The organism is Microbulbifer sp. Q7 (assembly GCF_001639145.1).
In the GTDB taxonomy this organism is placed as follows: Bacteria; Pseudomonadota; Gammaproteobacteria; order Pseudomonadales; family Cellvibrionaceae; genus Microbulbifer.
This window is the reverse complement of sequence record NZ_LROY01000002.1, coordinates 1781029-1798001: the sequence shown is the minus strand read 5'-3', so window position 1 is coordinate 1798001 and position 16973 is coordinate 1781029. Positions and strand designations below refer to the sequence as shown.

Sequence of the window (16973 nt, the reverse complement as noted above, 5' to 3'; positions counted from 1 at the left end):
CCAATCATTGGCGGATAGCGCCGCCATTCCTCTCGGCTGAATCTTTGCGCTACTAGTCGTGTAGTGGCCGGTTTTTACCCAGTGCGCGAATCGCAAAGCGCATTGGGTGCAACGCCTTCACCAGCTCCTGTGACACCGGCATTACCCCCCCGCTTATCCAGCCCGCCAGCACTTCCGCCGCCAGCGGCGCGTAGGTAAATCCACGGGACCCGAGACCGGCCATCACGTACAGGTTTGGCTGATATGGCGTGCGCTGGTCAATGCGCTGTTTGCGGTTTTTGCGCAGCGGGTGATAGGTGGCCTCGAGCGATTTCCACTCCGCCACCGGGCCGGCCATGGGCAGATAGTCCGGTGTGGCCGCGCGCAGCGCGGCGCGGCCACGCAAGGGTTGCGAGCGGAACTCGTCGGCGATATCCGGGAGCAGGGTGGCCAGCGTGCGCAGGTTGTCCTCGTGCTCTTCCGCGCGAATATCGGTGTCGGTCTGCTTCAGTTTAAAGGTGGCGCCAAAACTGTGGCTCGGCTGGCGCTGGTCGGGATTCGCAGGGGCGATGTAGCCCTCGGCACACAGCGCCAGTTTCAGTTTTTGCGAGGCCTCCGTTGCCGCGGCAAAGGACACCTGGCCGCGTATGGGTTGCAGGGGCAGGGGCGCGGTTTGCGCAAATTGCCGGTTGCTGTTGGCGGTACACAGCACCAGGGCGTCGAAGGCGTGAGGCTCCGGGTCTTGCTGTACGCTTAGTTGCCACTGGCCATCGCGATGATTGGCGTCTGTAACCTGTGTGTTGCAGCGGGTTTCGATATTCGGGTGCTCGAGCAGTGCGGCGCATACCCGGCTCGGGCTGAGCCAGCCCGCGTTGGGAAAGTAAAGGCCCGGCACTGTCAGGGGAACACCCGCAAGCGCACTCGCCTCGCTGGCCGTGACCGGCTGCGCGAGCGGTGTGCGGCGGTCGAGGCCAAGCTGCGCGACCACCTGCTGCTGCAACTGCTGCTCTTTTTCTGTCTGCGCCAACTGCAGCAAGCCGTCAAAGTGCACCGCGTGCGGACACAGGGCCGGATAAAAGCGCTGGGCAAATTGCAGGGCGAGCAGGTTGAAGTCGCCATTGGGGCCGGGCTTGGGGGAGAGCTTTGCGTACAGGATGCCCTGGTCATTGCCCGACGCGCCGCTGCCGGGGGCCGCCCCCTGCTCGAACACAGTGATGTTCAGATTGCGCTCCGCCAGCGCGCGCGCCGCTGCGGCCCCGGCAATACCAGCACCGATAATGGCCACCGATTGCGGCGCGGCAGGTTCTGTTGCCTGGTCTGCTAGGTGGTCTGCTAGGTGGTCTGCTAGGTGGTCTGCTAAAAGGTTTGACGGGGGCAGGTGCCAGGGGGTGGCCGCGTGGCTGTGTGGTGCGTCGCTCGCCGGCGGCGCAAAGTCACCGCGCAGCATTTCCCGCTTGCGCCCAAAACCGGGCACTTTGTGCAGGGCAAAGCCCGCGGACTTCAAGCCCCGCTTGACGATGCCGGCGCAGGTGAAGGTGGCAAAGGTGGCGTGGGGCGCGCTCAGGTCGGCGATCGCCTGAAACAGTGCCTCGTTCCACATGTCCGGATTTTTCGCGGGCGCAAAGCCATCCAGGAACCAGGCATCGACCACACGATCCCTGCCCGGGTCGTCCAGTCGCAGTTGCTCGAAACCGCGGCTGGCTTCATCGATGATCAGGGTCAGGTAGACCCCGTGGGAAAACTTCAGGCGGTGCACGCCGGAGGTGAGGAAGTCCGGGTACTGGGCAATGAGCTGGTCGCTCAGGTCCGCAAGCTCCGGCCACATGGCCAGTGCCCGTGCCAGATCCTCGGGGTGCAGGGGAAATTTTTCCACGCTGACAAAGTGCAATTGCCCGTTGGCTGGCGCCAGCTGTCGCCACAGTTGCCAGGCGGCGAGGAAATTGAGCCCGGTGCCGAAGCCGGTCTCGCCTATGGTGAAGCGTGCGCCGTCGCCCAGTGCGCTCCAGCGCTGTGCCAGCTGGTTTTGCGCGAGGAAAACGTGGCGGGTTTCCTCCAGGCCGGAAGCGGTAGAGAAATAAATATCGTCGAAGGCGGTAGACGCCGGCTGGCCGTTGTCTCGCCATTCCAGCTGAGCGTGGTGCACCGGTGGCTTGCTGTTGTCAGGCATGGGTGGCGGTCACTGCAGGCCGAATTCGCGCATGACCTGAGCACACCACTGGTCGAGGCGCTCGTCACTGCGGTCAAACTCGTTTTCCTCGTCCAGGGCAAGGCCCACAAAGTGACTGCCGTCCGGGGTCAGCCCTTTGGATTCCTCAAACTGGTAACCCTCGACGGGCCAGTAACCGACGGCCTTGGCGCCAATCGCAACCACCTGTGCATGCAGGTAGCCCAGGGCATCCTGGTACCACTGGGGATAGCCTTCCTGGTCGCCCAGGCCGTACAGGGCCACGGTTTTCCCGCTCAGGTCCAGCTGTGCCAGCTGATCCCAGCAGTTTTCCCAGTCTTCCTGCAGCTCACCATAGTCCCAGGTGGGGATGCCGAGAATCAGGAAGTCGTAGTCCTGCATCTGCGCGATATCGTCATCCGCCACATTGTGCAGGTCGACCCACTCCTCGCCGAGGCGGTCGCGAATTTTCTCCGCCGCCATTTCCGTGTAACAGGTGCTTGAGCCGTAAAAAAGTCCGATTGGTGCGCGCATAAAACTCTGGTTGTTGGTTCAGCCTGAGCGGTTCGCTCAGGCCTGGGCGTTGACATAGCCCAGCTGGCGCCAGGCCTCATAAATGACAATGGCCGCCGCATTGGAAAGATTGATACTGCGGCTGTTTGCGCACATGGGGATGCGCAGGGTGTGCTCAGGACCGGTCGCCGCCAGAAATTCGGCGGGCAGACCGCGGGTCTCCGGGCCGAACACAATAGCGTCGTCAGCGCGGAACTCGATCTCCGAGTGCGGACGACTGCCCTTGGTGGAGAGCGCCAGTACCCGCTTCGGCTGCTCCGATTCCACGAAGGCTTCCCAGTCGCGGTGGCGTACCACGCGGCTGTATTCCGCATAGTCCAGCCCCGCCCGGCGCAGGCGCTTGTCGTCCATGGCGAACCCCAGGGGTTCGATCAGGTGCAGCTCGGCACCGGTATTGGCACACAGACGGATGATATTGCCGGTATTGGGGGCAATTTCCGGCTGGTAGAGCACGATTTTGAACATAGTTAGAGGCGCTTAGGGGTTGGCAACTATGCCAGCACCGGATTATCTAGTGATGGTTCGCCGTAGGTACCGCTACCGGGTGCTGCCTCGCGAGACCTTCTAAAACAGGGATGTTTTAGAAGAGCCCCCAAGGATGGGTTCACGGCGTGTCTCGCGAGGCAGCACCCGGTAGCGGTGCCGCCACGAGACCATCTTCAAGGCCACCCGAGACGTGGCCAAGGCTATTGGCGATGATTGGCGGGGATTATAGCGCGGAGGAGGTTTCTTCGCAGTCGATCTCGACTCCCAGTTCGTCGGCGATCTCATCCAGCTCGTCGTGCAGGCCGTCGATGCTCACATCCTCGGCAACGCTGATGGTGCACTCGGCGGTAAACAGCGGCTCACCACTCCAGGGCGTGCTGCCGTAGCGGGTGTCCAGTGTTTCCATATTGATCTTGCGCGCGGCCAGGGCGCGGGAAATCTCTTTGACGATACCCGGGCGGTCGTTGCCCACCAGCTTCAGTTGCAGGGTCTGGCGGGAATCGGCAGCCACCGCAAGAGCGTCCTCGATCTGCAGCTTGAAGTCATCTCCCGCCAGATTCTGCAGAGCGTCCTTCAGGGCCGCACTATCGCCCGCCGCCACGCTGACCCGCAGGATACCGGCAAACTTGCCGGCAAAGTGCGCCATCCGGCTGTCTTCCCAGTTGCCGCCATTTTCCGCTACCGCGGAGGAAAGCATTTCCACCACACCGGGTTTGTCGTCGCTGATGATGGAAATGACAAGGTGCTGTTGCATGAGGGTTTCCTTACTGGGACTGCTAAATCGATCAATCTGGTGAATTGTAGCCAGTGTGACCCCCGGTGGGCAAAGTTCTGCTCATCGCTCGCCGGGGAACTGGCAACGCAGGGCACTGTCTTTACAAGGGGCCGCCAGCAGTGTTGAATCAGCGGCCGTGGGAAGAATAATTTACAGGAGAGTCTTGGATGAAACTGATTCATTGGGTGGCCGGTATGGCCTGTGCGGTATCCATGGCGGGCGCGGCGCAAGCCAATCCGCTGCAACAGGCGATTGACGGCGAGCATCGCACCGCCAAGTACGCCGCGCGCGACGAGTACCGGCACCCCGCGGAAACCCTGGAATTCTTCCAGGTGAAGCCGGACATGGCGGTTGTCGAGATCTGGCCGGGCGGCGGCTGGTACACGGAGATTCTGGCCCCCGCACTGAAAGACGAAGGCACTTTCTATGCTGCGCATTTCCCCAAGGACACCCAGGTTGGCTACTTCAAGCGCTCCCGCGAAGCCTTTGAAAAGCGCATGGCGGAAAATAAAGACATGTACGGCGCGGTAAAATTGACCGAGTTTGCACCGGGTGGCGACAGCGAGATTGCGCCGGCGGGCTCGGCAGACGCCGTACTGACCTTCCGCAACGTGCACAACTGGATGGGTGGCAACAATGAACAGGCGGCCTTCAAGACCTTTTACAAGGCGCTGAAGCCGGGTGGTGTGCTGGGTGTTGTGGAGCACCGTGCGAAGCCGGGCACCAGCCGTGAAGACATGAAAAAGAGCGGCTATGTAACACAGGATTACGTGATCGAGCTGGCGAAAAATGCCGGCTTTGAGCTGGAAGAAACCAGCGAGATCAATGCAAATCCGAAAGACACCGCGAACCATCCGAAAGGTGTCTGGACCCTGCCGCCGTCTCTGCGCCTGGGTGATGAAGACAAAGACAAGTATCTGGCGATCGGCGAAAGTGATCGTATGACCTTGAGGTTCCGCAAGCCCAAGTCCTGATACCTCTTTTGGATTGAAGCTAAAATGCCCCGGAACCCCGGGGCATTTTTTTATCGGTAATTGACAGGTAGCCAATGATTATTCCGCACCATCAACTCGACCCGGAAACCCTGCAGAACCTGCTGGAAGAATACGCCACCCGTGACGGTACCGATTACGGTGAGCGCGAGGTGAGCCTGGCCGACAAGGTGGCCAACCTGCGGCGGCAGTTGCACAACAAGTCTGTGGTGATCTGGTTTGAGCCGGGTGAGGAGTCGATCAATTTGATTCTTGCCGAAGACATCCCCGCAGACGGAGCACCCTGATGTCGGCTGACTGGCTGCTGGACAAGCCTGCGCACGACCCCTCTGCCTGGTTCCTGCTTGCCCACGGTGCCGGTGCGCCGATGGACAGTGATTTCATGCAGGCATTGGCACACATGCTCGCGATGCAGGGTATCGGTGTGGTGCGGTTTGAGTTTCCGTATATGGCAGAGCGGCGCGTGACGGGTAAGCGCCGTCCGCCAAACAAAATGGATGTGCTGCTGGAGGCATTTCAGGTGCACATCGCGCGGGTAGCGGAGGAGTTACCGGCAGCGCCACTGTTTATCGGCGGTAAATCCATGGGCGGCCGGGTGGCCAGCATGTTGGCGCAGGAGAATTACCAGCGGGGCGCCGTGGCCGGTGCCGTGTGTCTGGGCTACCCGTTTCATCCGCCGGGCAAGCCGGAAAAGCTGCGCACCGAGCACCTGCAAACACTTACCTGCCCCACACTGATTGTGCAGGGCACGCGGGATAAGTTGGGGAGCCGGGAGGAGGTGGCGGATTACGGGTTGTCTTCCGCCATTGCGCTGGCCTGGCTGGAAGATGGGGACCACGACTTCAAGCCGCGCAAGGCCAGCGGTTTTACCAAGCAGCAGCACTGGCAGGCTGCTGCGGATTATGCGGCGGCGTTTATGCGCGCTCGAGAATCGTAATCTTTTCCTCGTGCGCCAGCATGGGGGCCAGTTGTGCCAGCTGTTCCCGGCGCTCTTCGCTGTTGTACCACTGCTGCCAGTGCAGCACCGATTTCCACTGGGACAGTGTGAAACGGCGGCGGGGGTTATCCAGTTCCGTATAGGTGTGGCCGTCGACGAAACCGGTGGTCTGATACGCATTGGTCAGCAGTCGGCGGGCGGCTTCCTCGTAGGTGGATTCCAGGTCTTCGGCCACTTCCCGTTCGATCAAAACATAAATCATGACTGCGCTCTCGTCCTCACTGCAATGTCGTGTGTGCGAATCGCCGGGTGGCGATTCGGATGGCTGCAGTTTAGTCTTTTTCGGTGCCGCTCTGCGAGGGGCTTAGCGGATATGACCAGACGTTCTGGCCAGTCAGGCAGGGCTGCAGGTGACGCGCTGGCGTAAATCCCGGACAATAGGCGCATGAAGTCACAACACACACTCGATGCCCGCGGCCTGCTGTGCCCGGAACCCGTTATGATGCTCCACGCTGCGGTTCGCAAGGTGGCGGCTGGCGAAATATTGCAGATGCTTGCCACTGACCCCTCCACCCAGCGGGACGTACCCAAGTTTTGCCAGTTTCTCGGTTACGAGCTGGTAAGGCATGAAGAAGAGAATGATGAATTTGTCTACTGGATAAAAAAGGCCGATTAGTGCAGCTTGGCTGGATGCGAAGGCCGAGCACCGCCGGAGCATACAGGGACGTACTGGCTGCGATTTTGAAAGCCTTTACCTGGTGCTTGGCCTCCACAATAGAGCGAAAGAATCCAGAAGTAACAAGGGCGACCACTGGTCGCCCTTGTTTTACATGTATGAGAGGGAAGTAAGTTAGGGCGAAGTGACAAGCGCCGCAATCGCAGCCAGGGCCTCTGGGTCCTCGGATTTGATCTTGTTGGCGATGTGGTGTTGGAAGAAGTAGCGGAAACACTCGGATTCCTGCGCCGCGTACAGGCAGTCATCCCCGGGAAGAACCGGCGTGGTCTCCACGCTGTCGTGATCAATCAGCATGCCGTGGATCTCACCGCTGGCAAAAAGGCGCCAGCTCACCACTTCGGTAAGGGTCAGGTTCTCTTTACCGGCATCCATGAATACCGCATGGGTACCAATGGTGTCGGGGATCTCCTGCACAACCTCATCCGCCTGATTGCTTTCGTACTCGAAGTATTCCGCCGCAGTCTCCAGCTCGACGATTTTGTGGATGGGAGCTTCGTGGAAAATTTCCTCGATGCCCGGGTCATAGTAGCCTTCAAACCGTCCATCCAGGGGATCCTGAATATCCGGGCAGGCGACAATGGCGTTCAACCAGGGAACCAGTCCGACAATCTCGCCGTTGGCACGCAGGCCCCAGCAAAGGATTTTCAGGCTGTAGAGGTCCGTTCCACTGGAATTGTTGGAGTAGAGCATTTCCAAGCCGTCCAGCTCCGGAGAAAGGCGAATAAACCGCAAATTCTCAGAAGTCTCGATGGGCTTGCCGGTGAAGAGGTCAACCACGTTATTGGTTCTGTGGTCGGTCATAGCGCACCTCCTAGCAGGGCCGGTAGTAGGGCGGGAAGGTCTTGTACTACTTATTAGATGCAGCCGGCGTACGGATCACGTGCGAGGGCCGGGCGGCCAATCGCCGAATCCTGACTCCGGGAGCGCCTTTTTGCCCCCCTGGGAAGCCGGTACCGCAACCGTAAACAACCACTCGACACCGTCGTGAAGATTGCGTTGAGTAGCCGCTGGTTTCCGGTATCCCTATGTTCAAAGGTATATTCTGATCCGCAGAAATACAACCAGCGGAAGTGTGTTCTTTTAGTTTGATTATCCTCCTGTGGTTGCGGGTGGGTGTATGGAGCGGATGTGCTCGCGGTGAACAGTTCGGGCTCCCTATGGATACGGCCGGAAAAACCGGTGCGGCATATCAGGCGGATCCGCGCTTGATCCCGCGGTGCCCGCTGCTATAGTCCGCGCCAATCGGGCACCGGGACCCCGCCATGCGCTGGCGTGACCCGTTCGCCGTACTTGAGTTGCCAGGAGCCCATTGCCAGGAGTCCATGTTGTCACAAGCCGCGCCGGTTACAGTTTTGGATGAGCAAGTTCCGTACCACCACGATCGTGCCGCGGGTAAAACACGGTGCGAGCCGCGGCTGTCTGTGACTGAACAGATAGTCATGGTCTTTAATGGCTGTTTCTCTGCGCCAAATGGTCTCAATACGCGCCTCATCGGTGGATTCCAGGAGCCGTTCTATCGGCCGGCCGCTGTCGATGCTCAGGAAGCCCACCAGGTGGAGTTCACGCGCGACTACGCCGCCAGTGCCCTACATGAAGCGGCGCACTGGTGTGTGGCGGGGGCGGAACGCCGTTTACAGCCGGATTACGGCTACTGGTACGCGCCGGATGGACGCAGCGCCGAGCAGCAGGCGGAATTCGAGCGTGTCGAGGTGAAGCCCCAGGCGCTGGAGTGGATCTTTTCCGTGGCCTGCGGCCTCAAGTTCCGCGTGAGCGCGGACAACCTGGATGCGGGGCTGGGCCCCAGCGAGCGCTTCAAGCGGGAAGTCTGGCAGCAGGCCCAGCGTTTTTGTGTAGCGGGTGCCAACCCGCGGGCCACCCGGTTTGCCCGCGCGCTGGCCTCGGCGTTTGCCCGCCCGGATCCGTTGCAGGCGGAGCGCTATCGCCTGGAGGGTCTGGCATGAAGAAAGCCTACCTGGTGGATGCCTCGGTCTATATTTTCCGCTACTACTTTGCCCTGCCGCCCAACTGGGAGAGCCGCAGTGGTTACACCACCGAAGCGGTGTACGGCTTCAGCAACTTCCTGCTCGACCTGCTGGCCCGCAAGCCGGCGTACATGGCGTGTGCGTTCGATGAATCCCTCGGCAGCTGCTTTCGCAACGATATCTACCCGGAGTACAAGTGCAGCCGCGTTTTGCCGGACGAGGCGCTGGCCTTCCAGCTCGCGGCCTGCCGTGAGATGGCTGAGGTGCTGGGGATTGCCAGTTTTGCCAGTGACCGTTACGAGGCCGACGACATTCTGGCAACCCTCACCCGCACGTGTGTGGATGGCGGGTGTGCGCCATTGATCGTCACCCGGGACAAAGATCTGGGGCAGTTGCTCGACCGCGGTGCCGCCAGTCTGTGGGACTTTGCCGCCGATCAATATCTCGGGCGAGAAGCGATTGAGCACAAGTTTGGGGTGCGCCCCGCGCAGATTGCAGACTATCTGGCCCTGGTGGGCGATGCGATCGACGATATACCGGGAGTGCCGGGAATCGGCGCCAAGACCGCCGCGCATCTGCTGGCGGCGTTTGACGGGGTCGATGCACTGATCGCCAATGTGGATCAGGTGGCAACCCTGAAGATTCGCGGCGCCGCCGGTGTCGCGGCAAAAATTGCGACATACGCGGAGCAAATCCGCATGGCCCACCAGCTGGCCACGCTGGAATATGCCGTGCCGCTGCAACCTGGGGCGGACCTGGCCAGCCTGGCCCACCGGGCGCCACAACCGGAGCTGGCCGTGGCGGTGGCCGAGGAATTTGGCATCGGTGGCTTGGCCCGGAAAATACACCGCGTTTTGGGCGCGGCGTCCGAACCCGTTGCGGCAGGTGCGGTGCCCTCATGACAGCCATATTGAAGTGACGCCTATGCACGATCAATCAATGCAAGATCAATCAATGCGCATTGTTGCCGACGAAAATATCCCCGGCCTCGAAACCTGGTTTGCCGACCTGGGGACCATCACCCGGGTGCCCGGTCGCAACATGACCCGCGCGCAACTGGCGGACGCGGACATTCTGCTGGTGCGCTCGGTGACCCGGGTGGATAAAGCATTGCTCGAGGGTACGCCGGTGCGCTTCGTGGGGAGTTGTACCATCGGCACCGACCATCTGGATACCGTTTGGCTGGAGCAGCAGGGTATTCACTGGAGCGCTGCGCCGGGGTGCAATGCGAACTCGGTGGTGGAATACGTCTTCTGTGCACTGGCGGCACTGGATGTGGACTGGCGCGATCGCAGTTTCGGTATTGTCGGCTGCGGCAATGTGGGCGGTTCGCTGCAGCGTAAACTGCACGCGCTGGGCGTCTCCTGCAAAATTTATGATCCCTGGCTCGCAAGCAACCCCGATGCGGCAGAACTGGCAACGGTACTGCAGCAGGATGTGATCTGCCTGCACGCGCCGCTGGTCAGGGACGGCGCACATCCGAGCCTGCACCTGCTGGATGAACAGGCGCTGGCGTCGATCAAACCCGGCGCGGTACTGATCAGTGCCGGTCGCGGCGCGGTGATTGATAACGCCGCGCTGTCCGCGCTGCTGGCGCAGGCGAGACCGTTTACCTGTGTGCTGGATGTTTGGGATAACGAGCCGGACATCGACCTCGACCTGTTGTCGCGGGTGGATCTGGGTAGCCCCCACATTGCGGGCTACAGCCACGACGGCAAACTGGCGGGCACGCGCATGGTGCGCGAGGCCCTGTGCCGTTCGCTTGCGCTGCCACTAGCGAATGTACCTGCAGATTCCTCCGCATCACCGCGGGTGATCAGCACCCGGGAGACTGGCTTTGCGGCGATCCGCGCGCTGTTGCTGGCAATGTACGACCCCCGTGGCGACGACCAGCGGTTGCGCGCGGCGGCACAAGCCGCACAGGCCGGTGGTCCGTCGATGGCGAGTGCCTTCGACCAGCTGCGCAAGCAATACCCCAAACGGCTGGAGTTCTCCCACTACCGGCTGGAGGCGCCGCACCTGGATGCGTCCACACGCAAGCAACTGGAAATACTGGGGTTAAAGTGAAACTCAAAAAGCTTGGACTGATCATCAACCCCTGGGCCGGTATCGGCGGCCCGGCGGGCCTGAAGGGCAGCGATGGTGTGGACACCGTTGCGCGTGCACTGCAGGCCGGCATTCAACCGCAGTCGCACAAGCGCGCCGAGATCGCCCTGCAGGCGCTGCTGCCATTTGCGGACACGCTGGAAATCGTTACCTTCGCCGGAGACATGGGCGAGACACTAGCGCGCGCGCTGGGATTCACTGTGGCCGTTGTGGGTGCTGCCGAGTCCGGCCGCTCTACCCCGGAGGACAGCGAGGCTGCGGCCAATGCCATTCGCGCGGCGGGTGCCGACCTGATTGTGTTTGCCGGTGGCGATGGCACCGCGCGCAATATGGTCAATGCCCTGGGGGACAACTTCCCGGTACTGGGTATTCCCGCCGGAGTGAAAATGCATTCCGCCTGCTTCGCCATTTCCCCAAAAGCCGGTGGCGAAGTGCTGAGACGGCTGATGGCCGGGGAGCTGGTGGACCTGCACCAGCGGGAAGTGCGTGATATTGATGAAAAATCGTTTCGCGAAGGGCGAGTGAGTACCCGCTACTACGGCGAGCTACTGGTGCCGGAAGAAGGGCACTTTCTGCAGGCGGTAAAAAATGCGGGGCGCGAAGTAGAAGAGCTGGCAGTGGCGGACATCGCCGCTGGAATTATTGAGCAAATGGACGAGCAGGACCCGAACACCCTGTACATTTTTGGTCCGGGCTCGACCACGCTGGCAGTGTTGTCCGAGCTGGGTGCCGAGGGCACGCTGCTGGGGGTGGATCTGTGGCGGGGGGGCAACCTGTTGGCTGCAGACGTCAACGCGCTGCAGATAGAAGACGCCATTCGCCGCCACCGCGAAGAGAATGCGGAAAATCCGGTAAAGATTGTTCTTACCGCCATCGGTGGCCAGGGGCACCTGATTGGGCGCGGCAACCAGCAGCTGTCGCCGGCCGTGCTGCAAGCGGTCGGGCGCGAGCATCTGATGGTGGTGGCCACCAAAACCAAGATCACCGAACTGGGCGGACGACCGCTGTTGATCGACAGCGGGGACCCATCCCTGGACGCGTCCTGGGGCGGCTTTATTCCCGTGGTCACCGGCTACCGCGATGAAATCCTTTACCCGTTGTCCGGGGACGGCAGTGGCGAGATGGTGTGAATCTTACCTTTTCCAACCGGCATCAAAACAGGCAAGCATTACCGTGAACTGGGAACCTCTGCTGCAGGAAGTGCGCAGCAAGCTCGAACAATCGCGCCCGACCGAAAACGCGCTGGACAGCCGTCGTCTGTTTCACGGCCGCGGCAATAGCTATCCGGGATTCGAGCGTGTGTGTGTCGACGGCTATCACCCGGCAATCCTGGTGACTCTGTTTGAGGCATACGAGGGTGAGGATGTGCTTGCGCAGCAGCTGTGGGCGCTGGTGCAGCCGTTCGGGTATAGCGGGCTGGCGGTGCAGCGCCGTTACCAGCCGCGTGCGCCCATCCAGTGGGAATGGGGCGAGCCTGTCGAGGCGCCGCTGGCCCGTCGCGGGCCACTAAAGTTTCCGCTCACCTTTGAGCGCCAGAATGTCGGCTTCTTTCTGGATATTGAGCCGGGTCGCGCGTGGCTGGAGCGGCAGGTGCGTGCGCTGGTGGAGCAGGGGGAGGATTTCAAACTGCTGAACCTGTTTGCGTTTACCTGCGCCTTTTCCGTGGTGGCGCGGGCGGCGGGTGCACCGGAGGTTCTGAATATCGACCTGAACAAGGGCGTACTGAAACGCGGCCAGGCGAACCACCAGTACAACCGGTTGCCGTTGAAGGCTATTCGGTTTGTGGCGAGGGACGCATTGCGGGACTTCAAGCGCTACGATCGCAGCGGCCCCTTCCGCCTGGCGGTTGTGGATCCGCCGACGCGACAGCGGGGTGCCTTTGAGGTTGATAGTAATTACGCGAAGTTGCTGGAGAAACTGCCGGCCTGCCTCGCAGGCGAAGCCGATCTGCTGCTGGTGCTGAATTCCCCGGCGCACAGCGAAGCGTATTTTCGCGAACTGATCAGTGCTGCGGACCCCGGTTATTCCGTGGTGGAACGCTTGCCGCAAAACCCCGATTTCCCGGACAGCGACCCCGATGCCGCATTAAAAATGCTGCATGTCCGCTTCACCCGGACGGTTTAACGCTGCAGGCGCTGCATCAGCGCCACCATCAATTCTTCAAGTTGGGGCGAAGAACCGCCCCGCACGACCTGATCGAGCTTTTCCGCATTACTGATGCCATCTTCCCCGCGGCTGACCAGCAGCAGAAAGCTGTGGTGGGTGAGGGTGGCTTCCTCTACCGCTTCCTGGCGCACCACCTGGGAAAAATGGATGTAGCCGCATTCCTTCAGCCAGGTCATGGCCCCCAGGCAGGCCAGGTGGCGGGGGGAATGGAGGCCGAACTCATCGGGCGTGTCCGGGCCCGCAATGTCTTCCACATAAATTGTGGCCGGGGCGGGGAATTGCTGGAACAGCGCCAGCAGAATCCGCCCCGCATCGCGGTAGAAATCGTGGATATGTAAATCGTCCAGCATCGGTTCTTCTCGTACCTGCTCTTCCTGCTCTAAACCTGTGGTCGGTGTTTACTTTGAGTAACGCTCAAGAAAATGGCCGAGGCGTTGGATCGCGTGGGACAGGTCGTCGGCGCGGGGTAAAAACACGATGCGCAGATGATCGGGCGCGTCCCAGTGGAAGGCGCTGCCCTGTACCAGCAGGATTTTTTCCTGGCGCAGGAAATCGAGCACAAGCTTTTCGTCGTTGTCGATCTTGTGTTGGTTCAGGTCAATGCGCGGGAACAGATAAATGGCGCCCTGCGGCTTCACGCAGCTGACCCCGGGGATATCGTTCAGCATCCGGTAGGCGAGGTCACGCTGTTGGCGCAGGCGACCGCCGGGCAACACCAGGTCCTTGATACTTTGATAGCCGCCAAGCGCCGTTTGCACCGCGAACATTGCCGGTACATTGCCGCACAGACGCATGGAGGACAGGATGTCCATGCCCTCGATGAACCCGCGCGCGCGGTGCTTGGCGCCGCTGATGATCATCCAGCCAGAGCGGAACCCGGCCAGCCGGTAGGATTTGGAAAGGCCATTGAAGCTCAGGCACAGTACATCCTCGGCGAGGGTGCCCATGGGGGTGAACTCGGCGTCGTCGTACAGGATTTTGCTGTAGATCTCGTCGGCAAAAATGACCAGGTTGTGCTGGCGCGCAACTTCAACGATCTGTTCCAGCAGGGCTTTCGGGTAGACCGCACCGGTCGGGTTATTCGGGTTGATCACCACAATGCCGCGTGTGCGCGGGGTAATCTTGGACTTGATGTCGTCGATATCCGGCAGCCAGCCCGCCTGCTCGTCACAGCGGTACAGCACTGGCTTGGCGCCGGTGAGGTTGGTGGCCGCCATCCACAGCGGATAGTTGGGCATCGGTAACAGCATTTCGTCGCCGGTATTCAGCAGCGCCTGGGTAGACATGGAGATCAGTTCGGAAACACCGTTGCCGAGGTAGATATCGTCGATGTCCACACCGGGGATGCCCAGGTTCTGGCACTCGTGCATGATGGCCTTGCGTGCCGCAAACAGGCCCTTGGATTCCACGTAGCCCTGCGCCTGGGAAAGGTTGTAGATCACATCCTGGAGGATTTCGTCCGGTGCGTCGAAGCCGAAAGGGGCCGGGTTGCCGATGTTCAGCTTCATGATCCGGTGGCCTTCCTCTTCCAGGCGCGAGGCCTGCTCCATGACGGGACCGCGTATTTCGTAGCAGACACCGTGGAGTTTTTCCGACTTGTGAATATCCTTCATTGCTGTGTTCTTTAAATAGGCATTTCAACAGTACACCGGATCGTCGCGCAGCGGCGCTCCGGCGGGCAAATTCTTCTAACTGGGGCCTGATGTTAAGCAGGCTTTTCTGCCAGTTTTGGAATCGGTTTGTGGCCACCGGACGTGGTTGGGTGAACCGGGCGCGATGGGGAAAACACCAGTGATAGAGTAAGGTGTTGCCGCTAAGTGTTGGGCCGGGCTGGGTACTGCCGCTGGATACTGACTTATCAGGCAAAAAAAGGAGTCACAGTATGTCAAAAGAAAAAGACGATAACTACTGGCGCGAGCGCCTGACCGAAGAAGAATTTCGCGTTTGTCGCGAGGCGGGGACCGAGCGGCCATTTACCGGCGAGTACTGGGATACCTTCGAGGACGGCAAGTACCGCTGCCGTTGCTGTAAAGAGGTGCTGTTTCACGCGGAGTCCAAGTTTGATGCAGGCTGCGGCTGGCCAAGCTTTGATGCGGCGGCAAAGAGCGGCGTCGTTGAGGAGCGCGTGGACAACAGCCTGGGCATGCAGCGCACCGAGATCTTGTGTGCCAACTGTGGCTGTCACCTCGGTCATGTTTTCCCGGATGGGCCGACCGCCACCGGCTTGCGCTATTGTGTTAATTCACTGTCGGTAAAACACGACCCTGAGCAGGACCCGGAGCGCGACCCGGAGCACGACCCGCAGAAAGGCGCGGAGTGACCGAGCCGGCCCCGACCGTCGAAGGGTAGTCTTGCGGCCTGCGTGACTGGGGTAAGCCCTCGCTTACCGCGTCGGCATTGGCCGCTGCAGCGTGGAGAACGGAGATGATTCGATCAGGCCGCCCGCGCCACTGGGGACGCTGGCTGTACCGCATTCAATGGACACTGCTGGCCGGCATTGGCCTGGGTGTGGTGGGCGTGCGCACCGGTGTGCTGGGGCTGGAGTCTGCCCTGAAGCTATTTGGCGGTCTGGGGCTCGCCATGGTGGCGGTGGCGCTCTTCTCCATGCTGGTGTTCCTGTGGGGGCTGATCCGCCGCCACAGCGAGGCGCGCACGGCGGCCCTGTGGGCCATGGTGCTGGGCCTGGTTCCCGTTGCGTTGCCGCTGTATACGGTGGGGCAGCAGAGCCTGAATGCGCCGGCGCTCTACGACATTACCACCGACCTGGAGGATCCCCCCCAGTTTGACCTGTTGCTGTCCGTGCGTGAAAAGGGCGATCACAGCCCCGACTACCCGGGCGCGGCCGCCGCTGCGGTGCAGAAAGAAACGCCCGCGTATCGGGATATTCAGACACTGGTGGTGCCGGCCCCCACGGCCGATGTCATGGCAGCGGCAGAGCTGGTGGCGCGGGAGCTTGGTTGGCGGGTCATCGCGGTGAAAGCGGGGCAGGGCCGTCTGGAGGCAGTGGCGCGCACACCGATCCTTGGGGTCACCCAGGATGTTGTGGTGCGCATCCGTCCGGAGGGGGCATCCACCGAGACGCCGAAGGATGAAAAGAAAGCCTCTGATAAGACATCAACCGACGACCCGAAAACCGCGGCGGGTGGCTCGGACGCGGGTAAGGACGCTGGTGAGGACGCCGGTAAGGCTGCCGCCGCTACCCCTGCGACGAATACCGAGGTGGACATGCGGTCTGCCTCTCGCACCGGCGAGCGGGATTTTGGCAGCAACGCCGCACGAATTCGCGAGTTCCTGCGGCGGCTCGAGGAGCGCCTGGGTGCAGGCAGGGAGGTGGCGCCTTAATCACTTTATGGGCCGCCCGGTGGTCACTGTGGCGCGGTGCCCGGTCAATCCAGGCAGGCGGCGGGCCAGTTTGCGGGCCGTCGTGCGGGTGGTTATGTAAGTCCCTGTATGGAAAGGAAAAATTTACAGAAAAGTTTTCAATCGGGTGTTGACAGCCCCCCGGGCTGTCCATAGAATGCGCCCCACTTCTGACGCACAGCTGAACTTTCACAAGCACTCAGCGACGCCGATGAAGGATTCTGGGTCCCCATCGTCTAGAGGCCTAGGACACCGCCCTTTCACGGCGGTAACAGGGGTTCGACTCCCCTTGGGGATGCCACTGCGGGAATAGCTCAGTTGGTAGAGCGCAACCTTGCCAAGGTTGAGGTCGCCGGTTCGAACCCGGTTTCCCGCTCCAGTTCCTATGTCCCCATCGTCTAGAGGCCTAGGACACCGCCCTTTCACGGCGGTAACAGGGGTTCGACTCCCCTTGGGGATGCCAATACTGCGAGGTCGCAACGCAACGACGACCTTGCATTACTGGGCCGGAAGATTTAGTTTTTCGGTCCAGTCAAATTCGCGGGAATAGCTCAGTTGGTAGAGCGCAACCTTGCCAAGGTTGAGGTCGCCGGTTCGAACCCGGTTTCCCGCTCCAAAATAAAAGCCGCTCAATGAGCGGCTTTTTTTTGCCTGCACGTTTTTGGCCGTATGTTCTTGCCCGGCCTGTTGTCGGCAGTGTCGTCCTGGCAGGCCTGC

At 61.1% G+C, this 16973-nt stretch carries 19 protein-coding genes and 4 tRNA genes; 15 read left to right on the top strand and 8 right to left on the bottom strand.

Annotated features, from left to right (window positions below; translation table 11 throughout):
- Nucleotides 1-52 precede the first annotated feature (52 nt).
- From mnmC to AU182_RS13160, 4 genes are all read right to left on the bottom strand, one after another.
- Nucleotides 53-2146 carry a bifunctional tRNA (5-methylaminomethyl-2-thiouridine)(34)-methyltransferase MnmD/FAD-dependent 5-carboxymethylaminomethyl-2-thiouridine(34) oxidoreductase MnmC gene (gene mnmC / locus AU182_RS13175; protein ID WP_066966037.1) on the bottom strand — a complete coding sequence of 698 codons (2094 nt, stop codon included), beginning with the start codon at nucleotides 2144-2146 and terminating at the stop codon, nucleotides 53-55.
- Nucleotides 2147-2155: 9 nt separating this feature from the next.
- The gene (gene fldB / locus AU182_RS13170) at nucleotides 2156-2677 is read right to left on the bottom strand and encodes a flavodoxin FldB (protein ID WP_066966034.1); all 522 of its coding nucleotides are present in this window, start codon (nucleotides 2675-2677) and stop codon (nucleotides 2156-2158) included.
- A 36-nt stretch (nucleotides 2678-2713) separates the two neighbouring features.
- On the bottom strand, nucleotides 2714-3181 hold the full coding sequence (gene trmL / locus AU182_RS13165; protein ID WP_066966031.1) for a tRNA (uridine(34)/cytosine(34)/5-carboxymethylaminomethyluridine(34)-2'-O)-methyltransferase TrmL: 468 nt from the start codon (nucleotides 3179-3181) through the stop codon (nucleotides 2714-2716).
- A 244-nt stretch (nucleotides 3182-3425) separates the two neighbouring features.
- Nucleotides 3426-3956 (bottom strand): glycine cleavage system protein R, encoded by a 531-nt coding sequence (locus AU182_RS13160; protein ID WP_066966029.1) that lies wholly within the window; start codon nucleotides 3954-3956, stop codon nucleotides 3426-3428.
- Nucleotides 3957-4144: 188 nt separating this feature from the next.
- Here AU182_RS13160 and AU182_RS13155 point away from each other — a divergent pair, with 188 nt between their 5' ends.
- The 3 genes from AU182_RS13155 to AU182_RS13145 all read left to right on the top strand — a co-directional run bounded on the left by AU182_RS13155 (nucleotide 4145) and on the right by AU182_RS13145 (nucleotide 5906).
- Nucleotides 4145-4951 carry a class I SAM-dependent methyltransferase gene (locus AU182_RS13155; RefSeq protein ID WP_066966026.1) on the top strand — a complete coding sequence of 269 codons (807 nt, stop codon included), beginning with the start codon at nucleotides 4145-4147 and terminating at the stop codon, nucleotides 4949-4951.
- A gap of 74 nt (nucleotides 4952-5025) precedes the next feature.
- On the top strand, nucleotides 5026-5256 hold the full coding sequence (locus AU182_RS13150) for a YheU family protein (protein ID WP_066966023.1): 231 nt from the start codon (nucleotides 5026-5028) through the stop codon (nucleotides 5254-5256).
- Nucleotides 5256-5906 carry an alpha/beta family hydrolase gene (locus tag AU182_RS13145; protein WP_066966021.1) on the top strand — a complete coding sequence of 217 codons (651 nt, stop codon included), beginning with the start codon at nucleotides 5256-5258 and terminating at the stop codon, nucleotides 5904-5906. Before AU182_RS13150 ends, AU182_RS13145 begins: the two co-directional genes overlap by 1 nt.
- On the opposite strand, the gene AU182_RS13140 is transcribed toward AU182_RS13145, so the two are convergent.
- Nucleotides 5884-6168 carry an antibiotic biosynthesis monooxygenase gene (locus AU182_RS13140; RefSeq protein ID WP_066966018.1) on the bottom strand — a complete coding sequence of 95 codons (285 nt, stop codon included), beginning with the start codon at nucleotides 6166-6168 and terminating at the stop codon, nucleotides 5884-5886. The two genes, AU182_RS13145 and AU182_RS13140, sit on opposite strands and share 23 nt — an antisense overlap.
- 183 nt (nucleotides 6169-6351) lie before the next feature.
- On the opposite strand from AU182_RS13140, the gene tusA reads away from it, so the two are divergent.
- A complete protein-coding gene (gene tusA / locus AU182_RS13135) occupies nucleotides 6352-6582 on the top strand; it encodes a sulfurtransferase TusA (protein WP_066966015.1) in 231 nt (76 codons plus the stop codon).
- 174 nt (nucleotides 6583-6756) lie between these two features.
- Here tusA and AU182_RS13130 read toward each other — a convergent pair whose 3' ends face one another.
- On the bottom strand, nucleotides 6757-7443 hold the full coding sequence (locus tag AU182_RS13130; RefSeq protein WP_066966013.1) for a hypothetical protein: 687 nt from the start codon (nucleotides 7441-7443) through the stop codon (nucleotides 6757-6759).
- A 620-nt stretch (nucleotides 7444-8063) separates the two neighbouring features.
- Here AU182_RS13130 and AU182_RS13125 point away from each other — a divergent pair.
- Genes AU182_RS13125 through AU182_RS13105 form a run of 5 tightly spaced genes read left to right on the top strand, consistent with a single transcriptional unit; the run spans nucleotide 8064 to nucleotide 12854 of the window.
- Nucleotides 8064-8603 carry an elongation factor P hydroxylase gene (locus tag AU182_RS13125; protein WP_227718263.1) on the top strand — a complete coding sequence of 180 codons (540 nt, stop codon included), beginning with the start codon at nucleotides 8064-8066 and terminating at the stop codon, nucleotides 8601-8603.
- A complete protein-coding gene (locus tag AU182_RS13120; protein ID WP_066966007.1) occupies nucleotides 8600-9526 on the top strand; it encodes a 5'-3' exonuclease H3TH domain-containing protein in 927 nt (308 codons plus the stop codon). The genes AU182_RS13125 and AU182_RS13120 overlap by 4 nt, the downstream gene beginning before the upstream one ends.
- A 37-nt stretch (nucleotides 9527-9563) precedes the next feature.
- On the top strand, nucleotides 9564-10691 hold the full coding sequence (locus AU182_RS13115; protein WP_227718262.1) for a 4-phosphoerythronate dehydrogenase: 1128 nt from the start codon (nucleotides 9564-9566) through the stop codon (nucleotides 10689-10691).
- Nucleotides 10688-11860 (top strand): ATP-NAD kinase family protein, encoded by a 1173-nt coding sequence (locus tag AU182_RS13110; protein WP_066966002.1) that lies wholly within the window; start codon nucleotides 10688-10690, stop codon nucleotides 11858-11860. The genes AU182_RS13115 and AU182_RS13110 overlap by 4 nt, the downstream gene beginning before the upstream one ends.
- 43 nt (nucleotides 11861-11903) lie before the next feature.
- On the top strand, nucleotides 11904-12854 hold the full coding sequence (locus AU182_RS13105) for a class I SAM-dependent methyltransferase (protein WP_082859432.1): 951 nt from the start codon (nucleotides 11904-11906) through the stop codon (nucleotides 12852-12854).
- Here AU182_RS13105 and AU182_RS13100 read toward each other — a convergent pair.
- Together AU182_RS13100 and AU182_RS13095 are read right to left on the bottom strand one after the other, a co-directional pair.
- Nucleotides 12851-13246, bottom strand: coding sequence for a hypothetical protein (locus tag AU182_RS13100; RefSeq protein WP_066965999.1), 396 nt, complete (start codon nucleotides 13244-13246; stop codon nucleotides 12851-12853). The two genes, AU182_RS13105 and AU182_RS13100, sit on opposite strands and share 4 nt — an antisense overlap.
- 48 nt (nucleotides 13247-13294) lie before the next feature.
- Nucleotides 13295-14509, bottom strand: a complete 1215-nt coding sequence (locus tag AU182_RS13095) for a pyridoxal phosphate-dependent aminotransferase (protein ID WP_066965996.1) — start codon at nucleotides 14507-14509, stop codon at nucleotides 13295-13297.
- A gap of 269 nt (nucleotides 14510-14778) precedes the next feature.
- Between AU182_RS13095 and msrB the strand changes: the two genes are divergently transcribed.
- From msrB to AU182_RS13065, 6 genes are all read left to right on the top strand, one after another.
- A complete protein-coding gene (gene msrB, locus AU182_RS13090) occupies nucleotides 14779-15216 on the top strand; it encodes a peptide-methionine (R)-S-oxide reductase MsrB (RefSeq protein ID WP_066965994.1) in 438 nt (145 codons plus the stop codon).
- 104 nt (nucleotides 15217-15320) lie between these two features.
- Nucleotides 15321-16238 (top strand): DUF1499 domain-containing protein, encoded by a 918-nt coding sequence (locus AU182_RS13085; protein WP_066965991.1) that lies wholly within the window; start codon nucleotides 15321-15323, stop codon nucleotides 16236-16238.
- 243 nt (nucleotides 16239-16481) lie between these two features.
- A tRNA-Glu gene (locus AU182_RS13080) sits at nucleotides 16482-16557 on the top strand.
- A 2-nt stretch (nucleotides 16558-16559) separates the two neighbouring features.
- Nucleotides 16560-16635, top strand: a tRNA-Gly gene (locus AU182_RS13075).
- Nucleotides 16636-16643: 8 nt separating this feature from the next.
- Nucleotides 16644-16719, top strand: a tRNA-Glu gene (locus AU182_RS13070).
- Between the two features lie 77 nt (nucleotides 16720-16796).
- Nucleotides 16797-16872: transfer RNA gene (locus tag AU182_RS13065), tRNA-Gly, on the top strand.
- Nucleotides 16873-16973 lie beyond the last annotated feature (101 nt).